This window comes from Tenebrionibacter intestinalis (assembly GCF_016632365.1).
Taxonomy (GTDB): domain Bacteria; phylum Pseudomonadota; class Gammaproteobacteria; order Enterobacterales; family Enterobacteriaceae; genus Tenebrionibacter; species Tenebrionibacter intestinalis.
Map to the genome: position 1 here is coordinate 38,613 of NZ_JAEPBH010000005.1, position 22,837 is coordinate 61,449.

At 52.8% G+C, this 22,837-nt stretch carries 20 protein-coding genes; 13 read left to right on the top strand and 7 right to left on the bottom strand.

The genetic code is table 11. The annotated features are described in order from the left end of the window. Positions 1 to 103: 103 nt before the first annotated feature. The 3 genes from JJB97_RS03005 to JJB97_RS03015 are packed head-to-tail and all read left to right on the top strand — an operon-like array spanning position 104 to position 2,910. Complete coding sequence (locus JJB97_RS03005; RefSeq protein WP_238712325.1) at positions 104 to 871, top strand: HlyD family secretion protein; 768 nt, start codon at positions 104 to 106, stop codon at positions 869 to 871. Beyond that, positions 864 to 1,784, top strand: a complete 921-nt coding sequence (locus JJB97_RS03010) for an ABC transporter ATP-binding protein (protein ID WP_238712326.1) — start codon at positions 864 to 866, stop codon at positions 1,782 to 1,784. Before JJB97_RS03005 ends, JJB97_RS03010 begins: the two co-directional genes overlap by 8 nt. Beyond that, positions 1,768 to 2,910 carry an ABC transporter permease gene (locus JJB97_RS03015; RefSeq protein ID WP_238712327.1) on the top strand — a complete coding sequence of 381 codons (1,143 nt, stop codon included), beginning with the start codon at positions 1,768 to 1,770 and terminating at the stop codon, positions 2,908 to 2,910. Before JJB97_RS03010 ends, JJB97_RS03015 begins: the two co-directional genes overlap by 17 nt. A gap of 195 nt (positions 2,911 to 3,105) precedes the next feature. On the opposite strand, the gene yieH is transcribed toward JJB97_RS03015, so the two are convergent. Further along, positions 3,106 to 3,771 (bottom strand): 6-phosphogluconate phosphatase, encoded by a 666-nt coding sequence (gene yieH / locus JJB97_RS03020; protein WP_238712328.1) that lies wholly within the window; start codon positions 3,769 to 3,771, stop codon positions 3,106 to 3,108. A gap of 157 nt (positions 3,772 to 3,928) precedes the next feature. Between yieH and JJB97_RS03025 the strand changes: the two genes are divergently transcribed. Next, positions 3,929 to 5,260, top strand: a complete 1,332-nt coding sequence (locus tag JJB97_RS03025; RefSeq protein WP_238712329.1) for an NCS2 family permease — start codon at positions 3,929 to 3,931, stop codon at positions 5,258 to 5,260. Positions 5,261 to 5,513: 253 nt separating this feature from the next. Here the strand turns inward: JJB97_RS03025 and JJB97_RS03030 are convergent, their stop codons facing one another. From JJB97_RS03030 to rpmH, 6 genes are all read right to left on the bottom strand, one after another. Further along, positions 5,514 to 6,248 (bottom strand): holo-ACP synthase, encoded by a 735-nt coding sequence (locus JJB97_RS03030; RefSeq protein WP_238712330.1) that lies wholly within the window; start codon positions 6,246 to 6,248, stop codon positions 5,514 to 5,516. 1,209 nt (positions 6,249 to 7,457) lie between these two features. Next, entirely contained in the window at positions 7,458 to 8,822 is a 1,365-nt protein-coding gene (gene mnmE, locus JJB97_RS03035) for a tRNA uridine-5-carboxymethylaminomethyl(34) synthesis GTPase MnmE (protein ID WP_238712331.1), read from the bottom strand. 300 nt (positions 8,823 to 9,122) lie between these two features. Continuing rightward, positions 9,123 to 10,763 (bottom strand): membrane protein insertase YidC, encoded by a 1,641-nt coding sequence (gene yidC, locus JJB97_RS03040; RefSeq protein ID WP_238712332.1) that lies wholly within the window; start codon positions 10,761 to 10,763, stop codon positions 9,123 to 9,125. Positions 10,764 to 10,765: 2 nt separating this feature from the next. Further along, on the bottom strand, positions 10,766 to 11,023 hold the full coding sequence (yidD, locus tag JJB97_RS03045; protein WP_238712333.1) for a membrane protein insertion efficiency factor YidD: 258 nt from the start codon (positions 11,021 to 11,023) through the stop codon (positions 10,766 to 10,768). After that, positions 10,987 to 11,346, bottom strand: coding sequence for a ribonuclease P protein component (rnpA, locus tag JJB97_RS03050; RefSeq protein WP_238712334.1), 360 nt, complete (start codon positions 11,344 to 11,346; stop codon positions 10,987 to 10,989). The genes yidD and rnpA overlap by 37 nt, the downstream gene beginning before the upstream one ends. A gap of 13 nt (positions 11,347 to 11,359) precedes the next feature. After that, on the bottom strand, positions 11,360 to 11,503 hold the full coding sequence (rpmH, locus tag JJB97_RS03055; RefSeq protein ID WP_004906236.1) for a 50S ribosomal protein L34: 144 nt from the start codon (positions 11,501 to 11,503) through the stop codon (positions 11,360 to 11,362). Positions 11,504 to 12,101: 598 nt separating this feature from the next. Here rpmH and dnaA point away from each other — a divergent pair. The 9 genes from dnaA to folD all read left to right on the top strand — a co-directional run bounded on the left by dnaA (position 12,102) and on the right by folD (position 22,707). Beyond that, positions 12,102 to 13,499 (top strand): chromosomal replication initiator protein DnaA, encoded by a 1,398-nt coding sequence (gene dnaA, locus JJB97_RS03060; protein WP_238712335.1) that lies wholly within the window; start codon positions 12,102 to 12,104, stop codon positions 13,497 to 13,499. Positions 13,500 to 13,503: 4 nt separating this feature from the next. Then, on the top strand, positions 13,504 to 14,604 hold the full coding sequence (gene dnaN, locus JJB97_RS03065; RefSeq protein ID WP_238712336.1) for a DNA polymerase III subunit beta: 1,101 nt from the start codon (positions 13,504 to 13,506) through the stop codon (positions 14,602 to 14,604). 62 nt (positions 14,605 to 14,666) lie between these two features. Beyond that, positions 14,667 to 14,795 (top strand): hypothetical protein, encoded by a 129-nt coding sequence (locus tag JJB97_RS18515; protein WP_263457844.1) that lies wholly within the window; start codon positions 14,667 to 14,669, stop codon positions 14,793 to 14,795. Between the two features lie 138 nt (positions 14,796 to 14,933). Then, the gene (gene recF, locus JJB97_RS03070; RefSeq protein ID WP_238712337.1) at positions 14,934 to 16,007 is read left to right on the top strand and encodes a DNA replication/repair protein RecF; all 1,074 of its coding nucleotides are present in this window, start codon (positions 14,934 to 14,936) and stop codon (positions 16,005 to 16,007) included. Between the two features lie 27 nt (positions 16,008 to 16,034). After that, on the top strand, positions 16,035 to 18,449 hold the full coding sequence (gene gyrB, locus JJB97_RS03075) for a DNA topoisomerase (ATP-hydrolyzing) subunit B (protein ID WP_238712338.1): 2,415 nt from the start codon (positions 16,035 to 16,037) through the stop codon (positions 18,447 to 18,449). A 128-nt stretch (positions 18,450 to 18,577) separates the two neighbouring features. Then, a complete protein-coding gene (locus JJB97_RS03080; protein ID WP_238712382.1) occupies positions 18,578 to 18,985 on the top strand; it encodes a YidB family protein in 408 nt (135 codons plus the stop codon). 171 nt (positions 18,986 to 19,156) lie between these two features. Beyond that, positions 19,157 to 19,969, top strand: coding sequence for a sugar-phosphatase (gene yidA / locus JJB97_RS03085; RefSeq protein WP_238712339.1), 813 nt, complete (start codon positions 19,157 to 19,159; stop codon positions 19,967 to 19,969). Positions 19,970 to 20,182: 213 nt separating this feature from the next. Continuing rightward, complete coding sequence (locus JJB97_RS03090; RefSeq protein ID WP_238712340.1) at positions 20,183 to 21,853, top strand: formate--tetrahydrofolate ligase; 1,671 nt, start codon at positions 20,183 to 20,185, stop codon at positions 21,851 to 21,853. 17 nt (positions 21,854 to 21,870) lie between these two features. After that, positions 21,871 to 22,707 (top strand): bifunctional methylenetetrahydrofolate dehydrogenase/methenyltetrahydrofolate cyclohydrolase FolD, encoded by an 837-nt coding sequence (folD, locus tag JJB97_RS03095; RefSeq protein ID WP_238712341.1) that lies wholly within the window; start codon positions 21,871 to 21,873, stop codon positions 22,705 to 22,707. Positions 22,708 to 22,837: the final 130 nt, after the last annotated feature.

Consider the following 22,837-nt stretch of genomic DNA (forward strand, 5'->3'; position numbering starts at 1 on the left):
TAACGGTGAGTTTATTTATTTATCGCATAGCGCAACCGAGCGCGTGGAAGACATCCTGGTTACCAGGGGAAGCAGGGTATCCAGAGGTCAGGAACTGGTTGTAATGGAAAGCTTTACGGTGGAAAACTCCCGCGACGTCGCCAGGAAAAACTACGAAGCGGAACTTGCTACGCTGCGAAATCTTCAGTCAGGGGAAAGACCGGAAGAGCTGGCCATAACCCGATCTCAGCTTGAACGTGCTACGGCCGCTGCCCGTTTGGCAAAAAACCAAATGGAGCGTTACCAGAAACTCTACGCTACACAGGTGATTTCAGGCGCTGAGTGGGACAATGTTAAACAGGATTATGCGCAAAAGCAGGCGCAGGTAAAAGAACTGACTTCTCAGTTAAAAGCACAGAAATTGCCGGCACGTAGCCAGCAGCTTAAAAACCAGCAATCACGCGTAGAGCAGGCAAAATTACAGCTTGATAAAGCGCGCTGGGACTCCCAGCAAAATACGATTGTGGCGCCGCAGGATGCGCTGGTGTACGACATTATCTATCGGCGCGGCGAGCGGCCTGGCGCAGGGCGCCCGATTATCAGCTTGCTTCCCCCGGAAAATATAAAGGTTCGTTTTTTCGTACCGGAAAAACGTCTGGGAGAGGTGTCTGTCGGCCAGAAAGTCTCCTTTACGTGTGATGGTTGCCAGAACGCCATTACCGGCAGCATCAACTATATCAGCCCACAGGCAGAATATGCGCCGCCGGTGATTTACAGCACTTCGCGTCGGGAAAAGCTTCTGTTTTTGGTTGAAGCTGTGCCTGAACAGGCCAGCATATCTTTGCTCAAGCCCGGTCAGCCTGTTGACGTGAGGCTTGCTGCGCATGAGTGAGTTGGCTATCGATGTCCATAACTTAAATAAATATTTCGGCGCTCACCATGCGGTTAAAGATTTTTCTTTGCAGGTGGCTAAAGGCGATATTTATGGCTTCCTTGGCCCAAACGGCAGCGGAAAAACTACCTCTATCCGTATGATGTGCGGTCTGTTGACGCCCGATTCCGGCAGCGGTAAATGCCTTGATATGAATATCTTTACTCAGAGTGACGAGATAAAAAGGCATATCGGATATATGACGCAGCACTTCTCTATGTGGCGTAATCTGACGATACGTGAAAACCTGATGTTTATCTCTCGCCTCTACGAAATAGATAATGCGAAACATCAGGTAGATAAAACGCTCGATAGCCTTGGCCTGGCGTCGCGCCAGCATCAGCTAGCGGGCGTGCTGTCAGGGGGCTGGAAGCAACGTATGGCGCTGGCGGCCTGCCTGCTGCATCAGCCCGCGTTATTATTGCTGGACGAGCCAACGGCAGGCGTGGATCCCAAAGCGCGACGCGAATTCTGGCAAACGCTGCATCAGCTTTCTGATGAAGGCATTTCTATTCTGGTGAGTACGCATTATATGGATGAGGCGGAACGCTGTCATAAAATTGCCTATCTCTCATACGGTAATTTACTGGCTAATGGCACTATCCAGGACATCATCCGCGCGCAAAACCTGACAACAATGCAGATTCGCGGCAGGAGATTGAGCGACCTGGAAAGGCAACTGCGGGCGTTTCCCGTGGTTGAACAAACGGTCTTTTTTGGTAATGCGCTATATGTCACCTCAAAAGATGCCGGGCAGTTATCCGATGTGCTGAAAAATCTCGCTTCATCTGATTATGAAATCAACCAGGTCGAGACTAACCTGGAAGACGCCTTTACCTGGTTAATGAAGAATAACAATGAAAAAGATAGTTAATTTTTCGCTGAGACGCTGGCTTGGCGTGGTGCTTAAAGAGCTGCATGAGTTGCGGCGTGACAAGGTTAGCGTTGCGATGGTTTTTATCACGCCTTTGCTGCAACTGGTCATTATCGGTTATGCCGTAAATATGGATCCGCACCGCATTCCAGCGGTATTGTTGAACTACGATACCGAATATATGAGCAAGGTTTTTGTTGCTGCGGCACAAAATACGGATTATTTTTCGATGATCCCCGTTGCCTCAGAGCGGGAGGCAAAAAAAGCATTTGTGCGTGGCGATGCCGTTTTTATCATTACAATCCCTGAAGGATTCACCCGGAAATTATTACGCGGCGAAAAACCACAACTACTGATTGAGGCCGATGCCGTTGACCCGCTGGCTACCGGCAATGCGTTAAGCGCGATCGTACAGGCGTCGAAAACGATGTTCCAACGTGACCTGCCGGATGCGGTGCAGCCTGATAAAGGAGAAGAAAATAGCGCCTTTGATCTGGTTATTCACCGCATGTTTAACCCAGAGGGCATCACGCAGTACAACACCGTGCCGGGTATTATTGGCTCCATACTCAGTACGACGCTTATTCTGATGACCGCGCTGGCCATTACCCGGGAGCGAGAAAATGGGGCGATAGAGAATTTGCTTATTTCACCCGTTACGGGCTTTGAAGTTATCCTTGGGAAAATTACGCCGTTTGTTATTATCGGGCTGTTTCAGTCGCTTTTGATACTTGCCTGTGCGGTGTTCCTGTTTAACATCCCGCTATACGGCAGTTTTTTTCTGCTGCTGTTTGTATTGATGATGTATATTTTTCTGTGCCTTTCTATCGGCATTGCGATTTCAGGCGCAGCGCAAAGCCAGTTGCAGGCGCTGCAAATGTCATCGTTTTACTTTATTCCGTCAATAATGTTGTCGGGATTTATTAGCCCGTTTATCAGTATGCCATTCTGGGCGCAGGCCATTGGCTCGTGCCTGCCGCTGACTTACTTTATCCGTTTGATAAAGGGCGTGATGCTAAAAGGCTATACGCTTACAGAACTGCTGCCGGATGTGATGGCGCTGTGCGGGCTAATGTTGTTGGTTATCTTTATTGGGCTGCGCGGCTACCGTAAAACGCTGGATTAAAGCCTGGCGTTATGCCTGTTGCCAGTCGGATAAGTTTAAGCGGGTGTTCCGTTCACTTAATGCGCGATTATAAATGGAACTTCAGGTGAGCGGGCCGCCAGGCCCGCTTTGCAAACGCCTGCGGCCCCGTAAAGACATCATTGCTTCGCGGCGCGAACCCTGCGAACCGGCGTTTGCCGACAGCCTCGTTTCTGTTTAACGACTCACGCTCCAGCCTTTTTCCCGCCACAGCGCCGGTAGCTGCGCCAGATCGGTAAACGTCGTGACTTTTGGATGTACGATTGGCTGATTGTGTGGGTCGGCACAGAAATAGAACACATGCATACCGGCATCTATACCCGATTGCGCGCCCGCCGCCGAATCATCCACCAGAATGCAGTTCTCAACATTCACCTGCATAGCTTTTGCGGCATGGAACATCAGCGCGGGATCGGGTTTCCAGCGCTGAATATCGTAGCCGCTGTACAGCCTGTCGGGAAAATAGCGCAACATATCGGTATTGCCCAGGGAATGTTGCATTTTACTGACCGGCCCATTGGATACCACGCACATTGGCGCTGTGATATCGGCGAGCAGCGCCCTGGCGCCGCGGATGGGTTGAAGTTCGGTTTCAAAGAGGCGTGCGACTTCAGCGCGATAAACAGGCTCCAGCGCGCTTTGTTCCAGCGATACCCTGTGTTCAGCGCTGATAGTGTCGATGATCTCGTAAAGCTTTACGCCTTTAAAACGCTTAAAAACCGTTTCCAGGTCAAGTTGGATTCCATGTTGAGCAAACATATGTACATAGGCGCGGGAACAAATAACCTCACTGTCGACCAGCGTTCCGTCACAGTCAAAAAATACCGCTTCTATCCGGGACATACCGTTTCCTGTTAGAAAAGTTAAACGTTTACTTTAAACATGCAAACGATGCCGTAAAACCATTTTGACGAAAAAAAACGGTAAATCGCCGTTATCATCCAGGCATTTTAGTATAGGATGAGCGGCGAATTTTCTTGCTTATCCAGGTTAAATGATAATGAGTCAACAACAGACGCCGCTTGCAGAGAAACAGGGGCTGCTTGAACGCGTGTTTAAACTCCGTGAACATGGAACCAACGCGCGTACCGAAGTTATCGCCGGTTTCACCACTTTTTTGACGATGGTGTATATCGTCTTTGTGAACCCTCAGATACTGGGGGCTGCGGGGATGGATACGCAAGCCGTATTCGTCACAACCTGTCTGATCGCCGCCGTTGGCAGTATTCTGATGGGCCTGTTTGCTAACCTGCCGGTAGCGCTGGCGCCGGCGATGGGCCTTAATGCTTTTTTTGCATTTGTGGTGGTTGGGGCGATGGGGGTTTCCTGGCAGGTGGGTATGGGCGCCATCTTCTGGGGCGCGGTTGGCTTACTCATCCTCACGCTGCTGCGTGTGCGCTACTGGATAATAGCCAACATTCCGCTCAGCCTGCGTGTCGGCATCACCAGCGGTATTGGCCTGTTTATCGGCATGATGGGGCTGAAAAACGCAGGCGTGATTGTTGCTAACACTGATACGCTGGTCTCTATCGGCGATCTGACGTCGCACAGCGTACTGCTCGGCATACTTGGTTTCTTTATTATCGTCATTCTTGCTTCGCGTAACTTTCATGCCGCCGTGCTGGTCTCTATTGTGGTAACGACGGTGCTGGGGTTGCTGTTGGGCGATGTGCATTACAACGGTATTGTTTCTGCGCCGCCGAGCGTGACGTCGGTTGTCGGTCAGGTCGATCTGGCGGGTTCGCTGAACATGGGTCTGGCGGGTATCATTTTCTCCTTTATGTTGGTTAACCTGTTCGATTCCTCCGGCACGCTGATTGGCGTAACCGATAAAGCCGGTCTTACCGATGCTAAAGGTCAATTTCCGCGTATGAAGCAGGCGCTGCTGGTGGACAGTATCTCTTCCGTTGCCGGTTCTTTTATTGGTACTTCTTCCATTACGGCGTATATCGAATCGACTTCCGGGGTATCTGTCGGCGGGCGCACCGGTATGATGGCGGTGGTTGTCGGGCTGTTGTTTGTGTTGGTTATTTTCCTGTCGCCGCTGGCGAGCATGGTGCCGACCTATGCGGCCGCAGGCGCGCTGATTTACGTCGGCGTATTAATGACCTCAAGCCTTGCGCGCGTGAAATGGGATGATTTGACTGAAGCCGTACCGGCCTTTATTACTGCGGTTATGATGCCGTTCAGCTTCTCCATTACCGAAGGTATTGCGCTGGGTTTTATCACTTACTGCATTATGAAAATATTTACCGGCCGCTGGCGCGACCTTAGCCTGTGCGTGGCGATCGTGGCGCTGCTGTTTATCCTGAAAATTGCGTTTGTTGATTGAGGTATTTTCCACGTAAACGCCGGGCCGAACGATTTCGGCCCGAAATGACATCAATATAAAAATTAAATTCAACGGATTAGATTTAGACATTTTAGCGTTGAGATACATACAGGCTAAGTTTACCTTTATTGCTAACGCCGCCGTTGTTAACCCCCCTGGCCTGCGTTCACTGATGAAGGGGAGCTGCCAGGCAGGGTAACCCTTTTCAGTGAAGCGATCGGATATCATATTTCGTTGCTACAGGCCGGAAAAACTAACAAAACAGCAGGCTCTGCTCTGCGGGGTGGGTGGCGAAGCGCATCATACGGTTACCGGTATAACTGTTCCTGTTACCGGGATCGGGCAAAGCCTGCCAGCCGCTGTGGTGGTTGAATTCCCATAATCGCAACGTTTCGATGCCAGGAGAAGCGCAAAGCGCCCAGATTAAAATATCTTCAGCGTCACACAATGCTTCCACCCGCTGATTGCTGTTAACACGCAGCCTGCCCGCGCAGGGCGATATTCGAACCTCGTTGCAATGGTTGTCTGAAAGCTTTTTGATGCTCTGGTGCAGCACGGCAAGCTGGATACGGGCTTCCTGCGGATCGTTTTGGTTATTAATCCATGTTGTTTCGCTACGGGTAAAATTATCTTTGCAGTTTGGCGTATAGGGCCGCAAACAGCCTGAAGTAGGGTGAAGCGCCATATCCAGGCCGCACAGACCTTCTGTTGTGAGCGCAATGCCGGCGATGTTGCCAGCCCAGGCCTGAGAAAAGGCGGGAAGCGTACTGTCCGCAAAGGCCGGCTTTCCGTCGCGCAGGGTAATCGGCGGCAAACGGGTAATGCCGTAAAGCATAAAAAGCATTTCGGCCAGCAGAGCATGAGACGCCAGATACCGTTCGCGATGATGGCGGGGAAGCTCCTTCGCCCATGCGTGGCATTCAGCCGAAATTCTGCTGGATAACTGGTTTTGAGGGGTAACGATCCCTCTTGCAAAATGGATTGCCATTTTTCGCTCCGTGATAATGGTCAGCGCGGTAAACATCTCCTCTGTATAACGCCCCAGAGGCAGCCTAACCAGACGGTGATAAATACTGTTTAGTTGCTGTTACCTGTTTTGCAAGCAGGGAACTGACCTTTTACAAGTGAAGTAACGACACAGGCGCCAGACTCCTTCTGGCGCAAGTTAGTGTGTCACTACATAAAAAGGAAATCTATAAGTTTTAAACTTATAAAATTGGGAAATTCCGAAAAATTAAAAATTTTTTTCCCGGAATGTACTTACCCGATTTATACAAAAAACTAAAAGTCAGCTAAGACAGATTTCTGAAGGCGTTTTTTTATTGTGTAGTAGACAGCCGTTAAAGGTTTGTTATTGTCCAGATGCCTGCTTTGAGGCCGGGCCTGGCAGGGTATGTTTAACGTTCCTGTCTGCAAATAGGGCGGTGAGAGAAAGGCGGGTAACGGGATGAGATATATAAGCAAAATATTACAAAAAAACCGACAGGCTGTTTACCTCATTCCTGGTTTCGAAATTTCAGGCCGCAGTTGGATGCTCTAAATCGGCCGGGTGCGAGATAATTCCTGGAATAGATTAAAGTTATCAGCATGAAGCGTTTTATGTGTATGTTATATATCGCTGTTTTTCAGTAATGTCGGCGGCCTATTATCCTGTTATCGCTTTAACAGAATAGTGAGGTAAACAAATTAATATCCATAGTAAGCGGGCTTACGCGCTCATTTACTTCGGAATTTAATCTGGAAGCGGCTGGACGGCTTGTTAAATAACATCACTTTGCTGAGGTTGACGAAAAAGCTCAGCTACGGCTACCCACGCCTTTGCGCAAAGAGAGCCGCCAGTTTGTTCCGGTGTGCCTTCGCGTTCTGCTTCAGCGGCCAAATTCTGGATCGCTTTTTTTGCCCCTTCGGCGCGAAGTCCATTATCCGGAAAGCGGATTGACAGCAGACATCATCAACGGGGATCGTGTCGGCAGTATGACGCCCAGCCCAGCCCGGCCGGGGCAGGCGCTGTCATTTATCCTGCTCGCCAGCAGCCCTGGTTAACAACGCGATAAATATTAGACCTACCCGCCCGCCGGCATTTCTTAGTTCAGCCGCCAGGAACGCCAGCATCTGCCTGGGCATAACACAGCCACGTTATCTCACTTACAAATTGTTTTTGTTACTTTTTTTTGACGCCAGCGCTTTTCCAGACGCATTACTTTCCAATACAGAAGCTGGAGAAAATACGGCCCAGAAGGTCGTCTGAAGTAAATGCGCCGGTAATTTCACTTAAGTACTGTTGCGCCAGGCGTAACTCTTCGGCCAGTAGTTCGCCGGCGCGGGCGCCAAGCAGTTGTTCTTTACCCTGCTGAAGATGCAGAGCAGCCTGCTCCAGCGCCTGTAAATGGCGGCGGCGGGCGAGGAAGCCGCCTTCCATACTGGTATCAAAACCCATACAGCTTTTCAGATGCTCGCGCAGCGCATTAATGCCTTCCCCGCTGCGTGCTGAAAGGCGAATAAGTGTGTGAGCGTTCACTTTGCTAAGGCCCGGTGTTTCGCCGGTAATATCGGTTTTGTTGCGTACAATGGTGACCGGCAGACGCGCAGGCAGGCGCGCTATAAAATCGGGCCAAATCTGCGCCGGATCGGTGGCGTCTGTGGTGGTGCCATCAACCATAAACAGTACGCGATCGGCCTGTTCGATCTCCTGCCAGGCGCGCTCGATACCGATGCGCTCAACTTCATCGCTGGCTGCACGCAGCCCTGCGGTATCAATAATATGCAGCGGCATCCCGTCAATATGTACCTGTTCGCGCAGCACATCGCGCGTGGTGCCTGCAATATCCGTGACAATAGCGGCGTCGCGCCCGGCCAGCGCGTTAAGCAGGCTGGATTTACCGGCGTTGGGGCGCCCGGCGATAACCACTTTCATCCCCTCGCGCAGCAAACTGCCCTGGCGTGCTTCGGCGCGTACAGTATCAAGTTCGCCAATGACAGCGTTGAGCTGGGCTTCAATTTTTCCGTCAGACAGAAAATCAATTTCTTCATCCGGGAAGTCGATGGCCGCTTCCACAAAGATGCGCAGGTGAGTAAGCGCTTCCACAAGCGTATTTACGCGGTCAGAAAATACGCCCTGGAGCGAATTCATAGCCGAGCGCGCCGCCTGTTCTGAACTGGCGTCAATCAGGTCGGCAACGGCTTCTGCCTGCGTGAGGTCCAGCTTGTCGTTAAGGAAAGCACGTTCAGAAAACTCGCCAGGGCGAGCGATACGCACGTCAGGTAGAGTCAGAATACTTCTTAGCAGCATATCAAGGATAACCGGCCCGCCGTGACCCTGGAGTTCCAGCACGTCTTCGCCGGTAAAAGAGTTAGGGCCGGGAAACCAGAGCGCGATGCCCCGATCAAGCGTACTGCCGCTGGCGTCGCAGAAGGTGAGATATTCGGCGTAGCGCGGTTTGGGGAGTTTACCAAGCACCGCCTGCGCGACCTCACGCGCCCGGCTGCCGGAAATACGCAGGATGCCCACACCGCCGCGCCCGGGGGGCGTGGCCTGGGCGATGATAGTCTCGCTATGGCTCATAACTATTCTCGGTTGTGTTTTGTAAAAAAGGCGCTCAGAGCTTCTAACCATACCGGTTATGCCAGCCTGACAACGGCGTGTATCGGCTAACTGTAGCGCGCATTCCTGGCAATAAAAAAGGCGGTCAAGCGACCGCCTCAGTTTAATGACAAGGAGGGGAAAACCGGGGGTTACCCTCTTTGTGTTTAACAGAAAAACCAACCCGTTGATTTTTCCGTTAATTCGGATCTCAATCGTCGGTCCGGCTTTTATCAACAGCCGCAGGCGGTCATATGGCCGCCTGTTGCTCAGCCGTCGCCGTCAGGATTTTTTCTCACGGCTATGCAGGCCGCGTTTTTCCAGGCCGCGATAAATGAGCTGCTGCTGCAAAATGGTCACCAGGTTACTGACGATATAATACAGCACCAGACCTGACGGGAACCACAGGAAGAACACCGTGAAGATTACCGGCATAAAAGTCATTATCTTCTGCTGCATCGGGTCGGTTACCGTGGTCGGCGACATCTTCTGAATGAAGTACATTGTCACGCCCATCAGTATCGGCAGAATATAATATGGGTCCTGTGCGGACAGGTCGTGGATCCACAGCGCGAATGGCGCGTGGCGCAGCTCAACGGAGCCCATCAGCATATAATACAGCGCCAGGAAGATAGGCATCTGGATTATTAGCGGAAAGCAGCCGCCCAGCGGGTTGACCTTCTCAGACTTGTACAACGCCATCATTTCCTGGCTGATACGCTGTTTGTCATCGCCCAGGCGTTCACGCATGGCCTGAATTTTCGGCTGCAGCATTCGCATTTTCGCCATGGAAGTGTACTGCGCTTTGGTTAGCGGGTACATAATGCCACGCACGATAAAGGTGATGATAATGATAGCGAAACCCCAGTTGCCTACAAAACCGTGTATCCACTTGAGCAGTTTGAACAGCGGCTGAGAGATGAACCACAGCCAGCCGTAGTCAACGGTCAGGTCAAGATGCGGCGCTACCGCCGCCATTTTGTCCTGAATTTCCGGGCCGACCCACAGCGTGCTGGAAAGCGCGCCGGTCTGGCCTGGCTGAACCAGCGTCGGCGCTGATTTATAGCCCGCAGCCGCAATGCCGTTGCCCAGATTTGCCGTATAAAAGTTATTAGTGCCGCTGGCATTCGGTATCCACGCGGTGGCGAAGTACTGTTGTAGCATCGCCACCCAGCCGTTTTGCGAATTAACGTTCAGATTATCGTTATCGGCAATATTATCGAATTTATACTTGGAGTATTTTTCGTCAGTTGTGGAATACGCCGCGCCGCGGAAAGTATGCAGCGCAAAGTTGTTGCTGCCGGTGTCGCGGTGTTTCGGCAGATTAATCGTCTGCTTAAGCTGACCAAATGCGTTTAACTCCAGCGGCTTCTGGCCAGCGTTTTTCACGTTATAACCCACGTTCACTGAATACTCACCGCGTTTAAGGGTGAATGTTTTTGTGAAGGTGTTGCCTGCGGCGTCGGTGTAGGTCATCGGGATAACCAGCGCATCCTGACCATCGGCCAGGGTGAAACGGTCTTTATCCACGTCATACAGCGGACGCGGGCCGTTAGCCGGGTTATCCGGGCCATCGCGGCCGGTCAGGCCGCTTTGCGCCTGATAAACAAACTCCGGAGTCGTTTCCAGCAACTGGAACGGCTCTGTGCTGCCAAGCGTTTTCGGATAGGTCAACAGCAGCGCCTGCTCAACGTCACCGCCGCGGGTGTTGATTGTCAGTTCCAGAACGTCTGTTTTAACCGTAATTAGCTTTCCCTGGCCACTGGCTGGCACGCCCTGATTTGCGGCGCTACCCTGGCTGTTCGTTGTCTGTGTGGTCTGCTGCGCCTGTGGTTGCGGGGCTTTATCCTGCTCCCAGGCTTGCCAGATCAGAAAAGACACGAACAACAAAGCGATGATAAGGAGATTGCGTTGCGAATCCATCGTTAGTGTTCTCTGGTATCTATGGGTCCAGGCGGGACGGGATCGTCACCACCAGGGTTCAAAGGGTGGCATTTTAATACGCGTTTTATCGTCAACCAACTGCCTTTTAACATACCGAACCTGCGCAATGCCTCAACTCCGTATTGCGAGCAGGTGGGATGAAAACGGCAGTGCGGCCCGAGAAGCGGACTAATCAGGCGCTGATAGACCCGAATGAGGGCTATCAGGATTCGCGAGCCAGGCGACAATGGCGACGCCATAACTTTTCCAGTATTTCAGATAGCGCACGGTTATCGAGATCGGCCACGCCTTTTTTCGCTACCACGACAAAATCCATCGACGGCAGCATATGCTGTCGTAAACGGAAGCTTTCACGCGCCAGGCGTTTAATCCTGTTGCGTTCATGGGCGCGTTTGACGTTTTTCTTAGCGACGGTGAGACCGATACGGGGATGCCCCAGCGAATTCAGGCGGCCGAGAATGGTGATTTGCGGCGAGCCAGCCCGTTGTGGCTGCTGGAATACAAAAGTGAAATGACCGGGAGTTAACAAACGTAACTCCCTGGGAAAAGCGAGCTTAACCACAGAGGGTTAGCTATTACTTAGAAGAAACGGTCAGACGAGCGCGGCCTTTAGCACGACGACGTGCCAGAACCTGGCGACCATTTTTTGTAGCCATACGAGCACGGAAGCCGTGAGAACGGTTGCGCTTCAGTACGGACGGTTGAAAAGTGCGTTTCATGGCGATTTCTACCTAAACTATTGAATTACACAGACTTTTGCGTATGCCCGGCTGGTTAGTGAGCAACCCACGCGGAAGTCGTGGCTGATAAAAGAGGCCGGATTGTAATAATTGTACACTCCGGAGTCAATTCACTTTCCTTATAACGGTGCCTTTTAGCATGCTTTCATGTTCAGCAGGCACGTAAAAAACAAGGCATAACGCACCGGGTGAAGAATTATACGGAGAAGCGCGTCAGGCGCAAGGATCGTTGTGGATCTTCTGTAAGATCGCGTTACTACGATCCGGGCGTGCTGTTGTAAACGCGAATACAGTTTGAAATCCTGCCGCAGCCGGGCCAGGATCGATTACACTTAACCCGGCTGGCAGTCCCTGTGGATAAATTGGCAATAATCTGTGAGAAACAGAAGATCTCAGGCGCGCTTTCGGCTATGATCCGCGGTCCCGATCGCGATCCTCCATCACTGGAAGGATTTGGGGAAATCGCAAATAGCGGTTCGCACGCTACCCGAACCGGGTTTATGTCGGCGTGTGTCAACAATCATGATGAATGTACCCATTTTCATTTTTTGATCGACTTTGTCGAGTGGAGTCCGCCGTGTCACTTTCGCTATGGCAACAGTGCCTTGCCCGATTGCAGGATGAGTTACCCGCCACTGAATTCAGCATGTGGATACGCCCTCTGCAGGCGGAATTGAGCGATAACACGCTGGCCCTGTATGCGCCAAACCGTTTTGTCCTCGACTGGGTCAGGGATAAATACCTTAATAATATCAACGGGCTGCTTAACGATTTTTGCGGAAGCGACGCGCCGCTGCTGCGTTTTGAAGTCGGCAGCCGTCCAGCCAGCCAGGCGGTAAGGCAGCCTGAGACTATCAGCATGGCGCCTGCGCAGGCGGTGATGCGCGCGGCCGCCATTCCCGCACGGCTAAGCTGGGATAACGTACCTTCTCCGGCCCCGGCGGAACCGGCCTATCGTTCCAATGTTAACCTGAAGCATACCTTTGATAACTTTGTTGAAGGTAAATCTAACCAGTTAGCGCGCGCGGCGGCGCGCCAGGTGGCTGACAACCCCGGCGGCGCTTACAATCCGCTATTTCTTTACGGCGGTACGGGCCTGGGTAAAACTCACCTGCTGCACGCCGTGGGCAACGGCATTATGGCGCGTAAGCCCAATGCTAAAGTGGTTTACATGCACTCAGAACGCTTTGTGCAGGACATGGTTAAGGCGCTGCAAAACAATGCTATTGAAGAATTTAAGCGCTATTACCGTTCTGTGGATGCGCTGCTTATTGACGATATCCAGTTCTTCGCCAATAAAGAGCGTTCGCAGGAGGAGTTTTTCCACACGTTTAATGCCCTGCTTGAGGGCAACCAGCAAATTATTTTGACCTCAGATCGTTATCCTAAAGAGATAAACGGCGTGGAAGACAGGCTTAAATCCCGCTTTGGCTGGGGCCTAACCGTCGCGATTGAGCCGCCAGAGCTGGAAACACGTGTGGCGATCCTGATGAAAAAAGCAGATGAGAACGATATTCGTCTGCCGGGCGAAGTGGCGTTCTTTATCGCCAAACGCCTGCGTTCCAACGTGCGTGAACTGGAAGGGGCGCTCAATCGCGTTATCGCTAACGCCAATTTTACCGGTCGCGCCATCACCATTGATTTTGTGCGTGAAGCGCTGCGTGACCTGCTGGCGCTACAGGAAAAACTGGTTACTATCGACAATATTCAAAAAACAGTAGCCGAATATTACAAGATTAAGGTGGCCGATCTGTTGTCCAAGCGGCGCTCTCGTTCGGTGGCGCGCCCGCGCCAGATGGCGATGGCGCTGGCGAAAGAACTCACCAACCACAGCCTGCCGGAAATTGGCGATGCGTTTGGCGGCCGCGACCATACTACGGTGCTGCACGCCTGTCGCAAAATTGAACAATTGCGTGAGGAAAGTCACGACATTAAAGAAGATTTTTCCAATTTAATCAGAACATTATCTTCGTGAAGCTATGAAATTTACCGTTGAACGTGAACAGTTATTAAAGCCGCTGCAACAGGTAAGCGGCCCGCTCGGTGGGCGCCCGACGCTTCCGATACTTGGCAATCTGTTGTTACAGGTAAGTGAAGGCGCGTTGTTGCTGACCGGAACCGATCTTGAAATGGAAATGGTTGCCCGTGTGACGCTGACGCAGCCGCATGAACCCGGTGCGACTACGGTACCGGCGCGCAAATTTTTTGATATTTGTCGCGGCCTGCCTGAAGGCGCAGAAATCGCGTTACAGCTTGAAGGCGACCGGATGCTGGTGCGTTCCGGGCGCAGCCGTTTCTCGCTTTCCACGTTGCCTGCTACAGACTTTCCAAACCTGGACGACTGGCAAAGTGAGGTTGAATTCACTTTGCCTCAGGCCACCATGAAGCGCCTGATTGAGGCCACGCAATTCTCAATGGCGCATCAGGACGTGCGTTACTATCTCAACGGCATGCTCTTTGAAACCGCAGGTGAAGAGTTGCGTACTGTTGCGACAGACGGTCATCGTCTTGCGGTATGCGCTATGCCGGTAGGACAGTCTTTGCCGGACCATTCGGTGATCGTACCGCGTAAAGGCGTTATTGAACTTATGCGTATGCTTGACGGCGGCGATACGCCGCTGCGCATACAAATTGGCAGCAATAATATTCGCGCCCACGTTGGCGATTTTATCTTTACCTCCAAGCTGGTGGACGGTCGCTTTCCGGATTATCGCCGCGTGTTGCCGAAAAGCCCGGATAAAACGCTGGAAGCGGGCTGCGACCTGCTTAAGCAGGCTTTTGCCCGCGCGGCCATTCTCTCTAACGAGAAGTTTCGTGGCGTGCGCCTGTATATAAGCGAGAATCAGCTAAAAATCACGGCCAATAACCCGGAGCAGGAAGAGGCGGAAGAAATCCTCGACGTGAATTATGGCGGCGCCGATCTGGAAATTGGCTTTAACGTCAGCTATGTGCTGGATGTGCTGAATACGCTTAAGTGCGAAAACGTGCGTATTCTACTGACGGATTCCGTGTCGAGCGTGCAGATAGAAGATGCGGCCAGCCAGGCTGCGGCCTATGTTGTCATGCCTATGAGGTTATAGGTTAAGCGGCCTGGTTGTGGGCGATAAGCGGCCTGGCTTACTTGTTATTCTGGCCCCGGGCTGTGCTCGCCATCCTCACGTACTTCAGTACGCTGCGGTGGCTGCGCGCAGGCCGTGACCAGACTAACTGCGACGCCGACGGCCTGGTTGCGGGCGATAAGCGGCCTGGCTGGGTTTTAGTGATTGGTTGAAAGGCCGGTTAGCTTTACATCCGATCGTCTCCGTTGCGTCTGGCGCGTGTTTCACTTCAAACAAGGACTGTGCTTGCTGTATCGGTTTGTTATGCGTAGGCTGGCCGCGCCTTTCATGCCACGGCCCGGGAAATAACCATGTCTCTGACGCGTCTTATTATCAAAGACTTTCGCAATATCGAAAACGCGGATCTCACGCTTTCTCCTGGCTTTAACTTTCTTGTCGGCGCTAACGGCAGCGGTAAAACCAGCGTGCTTGAGGCTATCTATACGCTTGGCCACGGTCGCGCGTTTCGAAGCCTGCAGACTGGACGTGTGATTCGCCATGAACAGGCGGAGTTTGTGCTGCATGGCAGGCTTAAAGGCGAGGAGCGCGAAACGGCGGTTGGTCTGAGCAAAGACCGCCACGGCGACAGCAAAGTGCGTATCGATGGCAGCGACGGGCATAAAATTGCCGGGCTGGCGCTGCTGATGCCAATGCAGCTTATTACGCCGGAAGGCTTTACGCTGCTTAACGGCGGCCCGAAATTTCGCCGCGCGTTTATCGACTGGGGCTGCTTTCATAACGAACCCGGCTTCTTTGTAGCCTGGAGCAACCTTAAGCGCCTGATTAAACAGCGCAACGCGGCGTTGCGCCAGGTCTCGCGCTACTCCCAACTGTTGGCCTGGGATCGTGAACTGGTACCGCTGGCCGAGCAAATCAGCCGCTGGCGCGCGCAATACAGTGAGGCCATTGCCGCTGATATGGCCGACACCTGCGCCCAGTTTTTACCGGAATTCGCGCTGTCGTTTTCCTTTCTGCGTGGCTGGGAGAAAGAGACCGACTATGCTGACGTGCTGGCGCGCGGCTTTGAGCGTGACCGCATGTTGACTTATACCGCACATGGCCCGCATAAGGCCGACTTTCGCATCCGCGCCGACGGCGCGCCTGTGGAGGATACGCTGTCGCGCGGGCAGTTGAAACTGCTGATGTGCGCGCTGCGCCTGGCCCAGGGGGAATTCCTTACCCGCCAGAGCGGGCGGCGTTGTCTTTACCTTATTGATGATTTTGCCTCGGAACTTGACGATGCCCGTCGCGGGCTGTTGGCCAGCCGGCTAAAAGCAACGCAGTCACAGGTTTTTGTTAGCGCGATTAGCGCCGAACACGTGATGGATATGACGGATAAAAATTCGAAGATGTTCGCCGTGGAAAAGGGTAAAATAACCGATTAATTTTGACTAAATGAGCGAGAAACGTTGATGTCGAATTCTTATGACTCCTCCAGTATCAAAGTCCTTAAGGGGCTGGATGCGGTGCGTAAGCGCCCGGGTATGTATATCGGCGACACGGATGACGGGACCGGTCTGCACCACATGGTATTTGAGGTTGTGGATAACGCTATCGACGAAGCGCTCGCTGGCCACTGTAAAGACATTGTGGTGACGATTCACGCCGATAATTCTGTCTCGGTGCAGGACGATGGCCGTGGTATCCCGACCGGCATTCATCCGGAAGAAGGCGTGTCTGCTGCTGAAGTGATTATGACCGTACTGCATGCGGGCGGTAAGTTTGACGATAATTCCTACAAAGTTTCCGGCGGCCTGCACGGCGTGGGCGTCTCTGTGGTTAACGCCCTGTCGCAAAAACTTGAGCTGGTGATTCGCCGCGATGGCAAAGTGCACCAGCAGGAGTACCAGCACGGCGTGCCGCAGGCGCCGTTAAGCGTGACCGGTGAAACCGAGCAGACCGGGACAATGGTGCGCTTCTGGCCGAGCCACGAAACCTTCACCAATGTTATTGAATTTGAATATGACATCCTGGCTAAACGCCTGCGCGAACTTTCGTTTCTGAATTCCGGCGTTTCTATCCGCCTTATTGATAAGCGTGATGACAGGCAGGATCATTTTCATTACGAAGGCGGCATTAAGGCATTTGTTGAATACCTCAACAAAAACAAGAACCCGATTCACCCCAGCGTTTTTTACTTTTCTACCGAAAAAGACGGTATCGGTGTGGAAGTAGCGCTGCAATGGAACGATGGTTTCCAGGAAAATATCTACTGCTTTACCAACAATATTCCACAGCGCGATGGCGGGACGCACCTTGCAGGCTTCCGTGCGGCAATGACCCGCACCCTGAATACCTATATGGACGCGGAAGGCTACAGCAAAAAAGCGAAAATTAGCGCCACCGGCGATGACGCCCGCGAAGGGCTTATTGCCGTGGTATCGGTAAAAGTGCCGGATCCGAAATTCTCCTCCCAGACCAAAGATAAGCTGGTTTCCTCTGAGGTGAAATCAGCGGTGGAATCACAGATGAACGAGCGTCTGGCCGAGTATCTGTTGGAAAACCCGGGTGATGCCAAAATTGTTGTGACCAAGATTATTGATGCCGCCCGCGCTCGCGAAGCCGCGCGCCGCGCGCGTGAAATGACGCGCCGTAAAGGCGCGCTGGATCTGGCGGGCCTGCCGGGCAAACTGGCGGACTGCCAGGAGCGCGACCCGGCCTTCTCTGAACTGTACCTGGTGGAAGGGGACTCCGCGGGCGGCTCTGCAAAACAGGGACGCAATCGCAAGAACCAGGCGATTTTGCCGTTGAAGGGTAAAATCCTTAACGTTGAGAAAGCGCGTTTCGATAAAATGCTCTCTTCGCAGGAAGTGGCGACGCTTATTACCGCGCTCGGCTGCGGCATTGGCCGCGATGAGTATAATCCGGACAAACTGCGCTATCACAGCATCATCATTATGACCGATGCGGACGTCGATGGTTCGCACATCCGTACGCTGCTCCTGACCTTCTTCTACCGTCAGATGCCGGAAATTGTCGAGCGCGGCCATGTGTATATCGCGCAGCCGCCGCTGTACAAGGTTAAAAAAGGCAAACAGGAACAGTATATTAAAGACGACGAGGCGATGGATCAGTACCAAATCGCTATTGCTCTCGATGGCGCGACCCTGCACGCTAACGCAAGCGCGCCGGCGCTTGCGGGCGACGCGCTGGAAAAGCTGGTGTCTGAGCACAATAGCGTACGTAAGATGATTAACCGGATGGAGCGCCGCTACCCGCGCGCGCTGCTGAACGAGTTGGTATATCATCCGACCCTGACCGACGCCGAGCTGTCTGATGAGGCGAAAGTGACGTGCTGGATCTCCACGCTGATAACGACGCTTAACGAAAAAGAGCAGCACGGCAGCCAGTGGAAATATGATATTCGTGAAAACAGCGAGAAGAATATCCATGAACCCGTAGTACGCGTGCGTACTCACGGCGTGGATACAGATTATCTTCTGGATCATGAATTTGTGGCGAGCAATGAATACCATCGCCTGTGCTCCCTTGGTGAAAAGCTGCGTGGCCTGATTGAAGAAGACGCCTTTATTGAGCGCGGCGAACGCCGCCAGCCGGTTGCCACTTTCGAGCAGGCGCTGGAATGGCTGGTGAAGGAATCACGTCGCGGCTTGTCCATTCAGCGTTATAAAGGGCTGGGTGAGATGAACCCGGATCAGCTATGGGAAACCACAATGGATCCGGATAGCCGCCGTATGCTGCGCGTTACGGTGAAAGATGCTATCGCCGCCGATCAGCTTTTTACCACTCTGATGGGCGATGCGGTAGAGCCGCGCCGCGCATTCATTGAGGAAAATGCCCTTAAGGCTGCAAATATCGATATTTAATAACACATTGTTGTACGGCGCCGCGTGGTTTTATCGCGCGGCGTATTTATCTGTATGTCACAGGCGTGATGTAACGCGTTCCCTGACATAACATTAAGGGAATTACGGCATTCTTAAAGGAGGAAATGATGGGTCTTTTAGATCAGGTAACCGGCATGTTGGGCGGTGGGCAGAACAGCGATCTGGGCAAATTTCAGGCTATTTTGACCTGGGTTAACCAGCAGGGCGGCATCCAGGCTATTCTGGAAAAATTCCAGCAGGGAGGGCTCGGCGCCATTGTGGCGTCCTGGATTAGCAGCAGCATGGCTAACCAGAGCATTAGCCCGGCGCAGATCGTATCGGCGTTGGGTTCTCCGGCCATTAGCGAACTGGCGGGCAAACTTGGCCTGGATACCGGCACCGCCAGCTCCATGCTGGCGCAGTATCTGCCAACTATTGTTGACAAGCTGTCCCCCAATGGCGAAGTGAAAGCAGACAGCGGCAGCGATCTGCTTAGCATGGCGACAGGCCTGCTGAAAGGTAAACTGTTCTCCTGATTATCTGTAAACCACCGGCGCAACGTCGGTGGTTTTGTTTTTTAGCCTCACCTTAATGCATGTCCCTTCCCGAAATACCCTGACGTGCATCGCTGCTGTTTCTGTGACCATAATCACGCTAAAATGTTGTAAATTTACCTCTTTACTCACGTCATTAGAGCCCCGGACACTATGGCTATAAAACTGATTGCGCTCGATATGGATGGCACACTGCTGCTACCGGACCACACTATCTCTCCAGCCGTACAGGCCGCTATTGCCGCAGCCCGCGCTCGTGGTATTAAAGTTGTGCTGACGACAGGGCGCCCTTACGCAGGCGTGCGCCGTTATCTCCAGACGCTCAAAATGGATCAACAGGACGACTATTGTATTACCTATAACGGAGCGCTGGTGCAAAAAGCCAGTGACGGCGGCACGGTTGTGCAAACCACGCTGAGTTATGATGACTATCGCTATCTGGAGCGAATGTCACGCGAGGTCGGATCCCATTTCCATGCGCTTGACAGACACAAACTGTATACCGCCAACCGCGATATCAGCTATTACACCGTACATGAATCCTATGTTGCCACCATTCCGCTCGTGTTTTGCGAGGCGGAGAATATGCCGCGCGATATCGCATTACTTAAAGTAATGCTGATTGATGAGCCGGAAATACTGGATAACGCGATAGCCCGTATTCCACAGGAGGTTAAAGCGCGTTATACCCTGCTGAAAAGCGCGCCTTATTTTCTTGAAATCCTTGATAAACGTGTGGATAAAGGCACTGGCGTGCGCTCGCTGGCGCAGGCGCTCGGCATAGGCGCAGATGAAGTCATGGCGATAGGCGATCAGGAAAACGATATCGCCATGATTGAGTACGCCGGTACCGGTGTAGCGATGGGCAACGCGATTGATTCTGTAAAAAAGGCGGCCGATTTTATTACGCGCGCCAATCTGGAAGATGGCGTTGCGCACGCTATTGAGCGCTTTGCGTTACAGTAATTTTTCCTCGTAATTTATCCGGTCGTCTCGTTGACCGGAACTTCCCTCCCTGCAAAGTATTGCCGCTTCTTCGTCGGGCCGATCATTAAAATGAAAGAAATTACTTGCATCAAATGCATAAATGCATTTAATGCGAAATAACCCTGAGTCACGCGAATGCGTGCCTGTTGTTTCTATTCAAACCTCGCCAATGACCCTGTCAGGGAGACAAGAATGAAAGCAGATATTGAGATAGCCAGAGATTGTCGGATGAAGCCCATTGCCGAAGTTGCGCGCGTGCTGGACATACCCGAAGACGACCTGGAGCTTTACGGGAAATACAAAGCCAAACTAAGCGATACGCTGTGGAATAAACTGGCGCATGCGCCGCTGGGCAAGCTGGTTTTGGTTACCGCTATCAACCCAACGCCGGCAGGCGAAGGCAAAACCACCGTCACGGTTGGGCTTGGTCAGGCGCTAAGCCGCCTTGGAAAAAGAGCGACGGTTGCGCTGCGTGAGCCGTCGCTTGGTCCCTGTTTTGGCATTAAAGGCGGCGCCAGCGGCGGCGGCTATGCGCAGGTTGTGCCGATGGAGGAGTTAAATTTGCACTTCACCGGCGACTTTCACGCCATTACGTCTGCAAATAATTTGCTCGCGGCGCTGCTTGATAATCATATTCACCAGGGTAATGCGCTGGGAATAGACAGCAAGCAAATCGTTATTAAGCGCTGCCTGGATATGAACGATCGCGTGTTGCGCAATATTGTCGTTGGCCTTGGCGGTAAAGCGGATGGCGTCGTGCGTGAAGATCGCTTTGTTATCTCCGTTGCCTCTGAAATCATGGCTATCCTTTGCCTGGCCGGCGATTTGGCCGACCTTAAACGGATGCTGGGTAACATGATTGTTGCCTGGCGTTATGACGGCAGCCCGGTAACCACGGCGGATCTGGGCGCTACCGGGGCGCTGGCGGTACTGCTTAAGGATGCGCTTAAGCCGAACCTGGTACAAACCCTTGAAAACAGCCCGGCAATTGTACACGGCGGGCCTTTTGCCAATATTGCTCATGGCTGTAACAGCGTGCGCGCAACAAGGCTCGCGCTGAAGCTGGCGGATGTGGTCGTTACTGAAGCCGGATTCGGCGCCGATCTTGGCGCCGAAAAATTCTTTGATATTAAATGCCGTAAAAGCGGCCTGAAGCCTGATGCCGTGGTGCTGGTGGCAACGGTGCGGGCGTTAAAATACAACGGCGGCGCGGCAAAAAGCGAGCTGGCAGTGGAGAACCTGGCCGCGCTTGAGCGCGGCATTGTTAACCTCGGCAAACATATTGAGAACCTGCAGAAGTTTGGCGTACCGGTGGTGGTAACGCTGAATGCCTTTGTTACCGACACGCCGGCTGAACAGGCGTTGATTAGCGATTACTGTCGCGCGCGCGGTTGCGAGGTTGTGCTCACTGAAGTCTGGGAAAAAGGCGGCGAGGGCGGCATGGCGCTGGCCCGAAGCGTGCTAAATACGCTGGAAAACCGGCCTTCTGATTTCCGGGTGCTGTACCCGGACGCCATGCCGCTTGAGGACAAAATCGCCACCATTGCCCGAGAAATATACGGTGCGGACGGCGTGACGTTTGGCCCGGCGGCGCAAAAAGCGCTTAAAAAAATTAGCGATGTCGGTATGGCGTCGTTCCCGGTATGCATTGCAAAAACCCAGTATTCACTGTCCGATGACCCGAAAAAGCTGGGGCGACCAGAAGGTTTTACAGTTCACATTCGCGATGCTTATGTTGCGGCTGGCGCAGGTTTCGTGGTTGCGCTTGCGGGCGATATCATGACGATGCCCGGCCTGCCAAAAACCCCCGCAGCCCTGGGTATAGATATCGACGATAACGGTCTTATCAGCGGGCTGTTTTAAACTTAAAAGGATGTGCTATGACACAGCTTATTGATGGTAAAGCGCTTGCATCGAGCCTGATGGCGAAACTGAAAAATAGCGTGGCGCAGCAGCAGCGGCAGATAACTCTCGCCGTGGTGCAGGTAGGTGACGATCCGGCTTCAACGGTGTACATACGCAACAAACATAAAGCCTGTGAGAAAGTCGGCATTCGTTCGCTGCACATTCATCTTGAAGGCGATATCACCAGCGGCAGCCTGCTGGACACCGTTCATACGCTTAACAGCCGTGAGGACGTTGACGGGATTCTGGTGCAGCTACCGCTACCGTCAGGAATAGATGAGGGTGAGGTGATTCGTGCGATCGATCCGGCGAAAGACGTAGACGGTTTCCACCCAATTAATATCGGTCGAATGATGCTGGGCGAAGATTGCCTGTTGCCCTGTACGCCGGCAGGTATTATCGCGCTGCTTAAAAGCAACGGCGTGGATATTAACGGTAAGGAATGCGTGGTGGTCGGGCGCAGCAATATTGTGGGCAAGCCGGTCGCGCAGTTGCTGTTGCAGGCGCACGGCACCGTCACGCAGTGCCATTCCCGCACCCGTAACCTGGCTGAGGTGTGCCGCCGTGCGGACATACTGGTAGCGGCCGTCGGTGTACCGCGTTTGATTAACGCTGATTTTGTGAAGCCCGGCGCGGTGGTTATTGATGTAGGGATTCACCGTATGGCGGATAACACGCTGTGCGGCGATGTGGATTTCGATAGCGTGAAAGATATAGTTGGGGCAATTACGCCTGTGCCGGGCGGCGTGGGGCCGATGACTATCGCGATGCTGATGCAAAACTGCGTCAGGGCGGGCCATTGCGGCAATTAGCGTTGCGCAAAATGCGCTATTTTGCTGCGTATAATGGCGCTACGCTGCCGGGGGAGTGGTGAACAGGCGATTTGTCGATTCCACCCATTAGCTTCCTGTTGCGTGAGAAATACCGGTATAACGCTGGCCG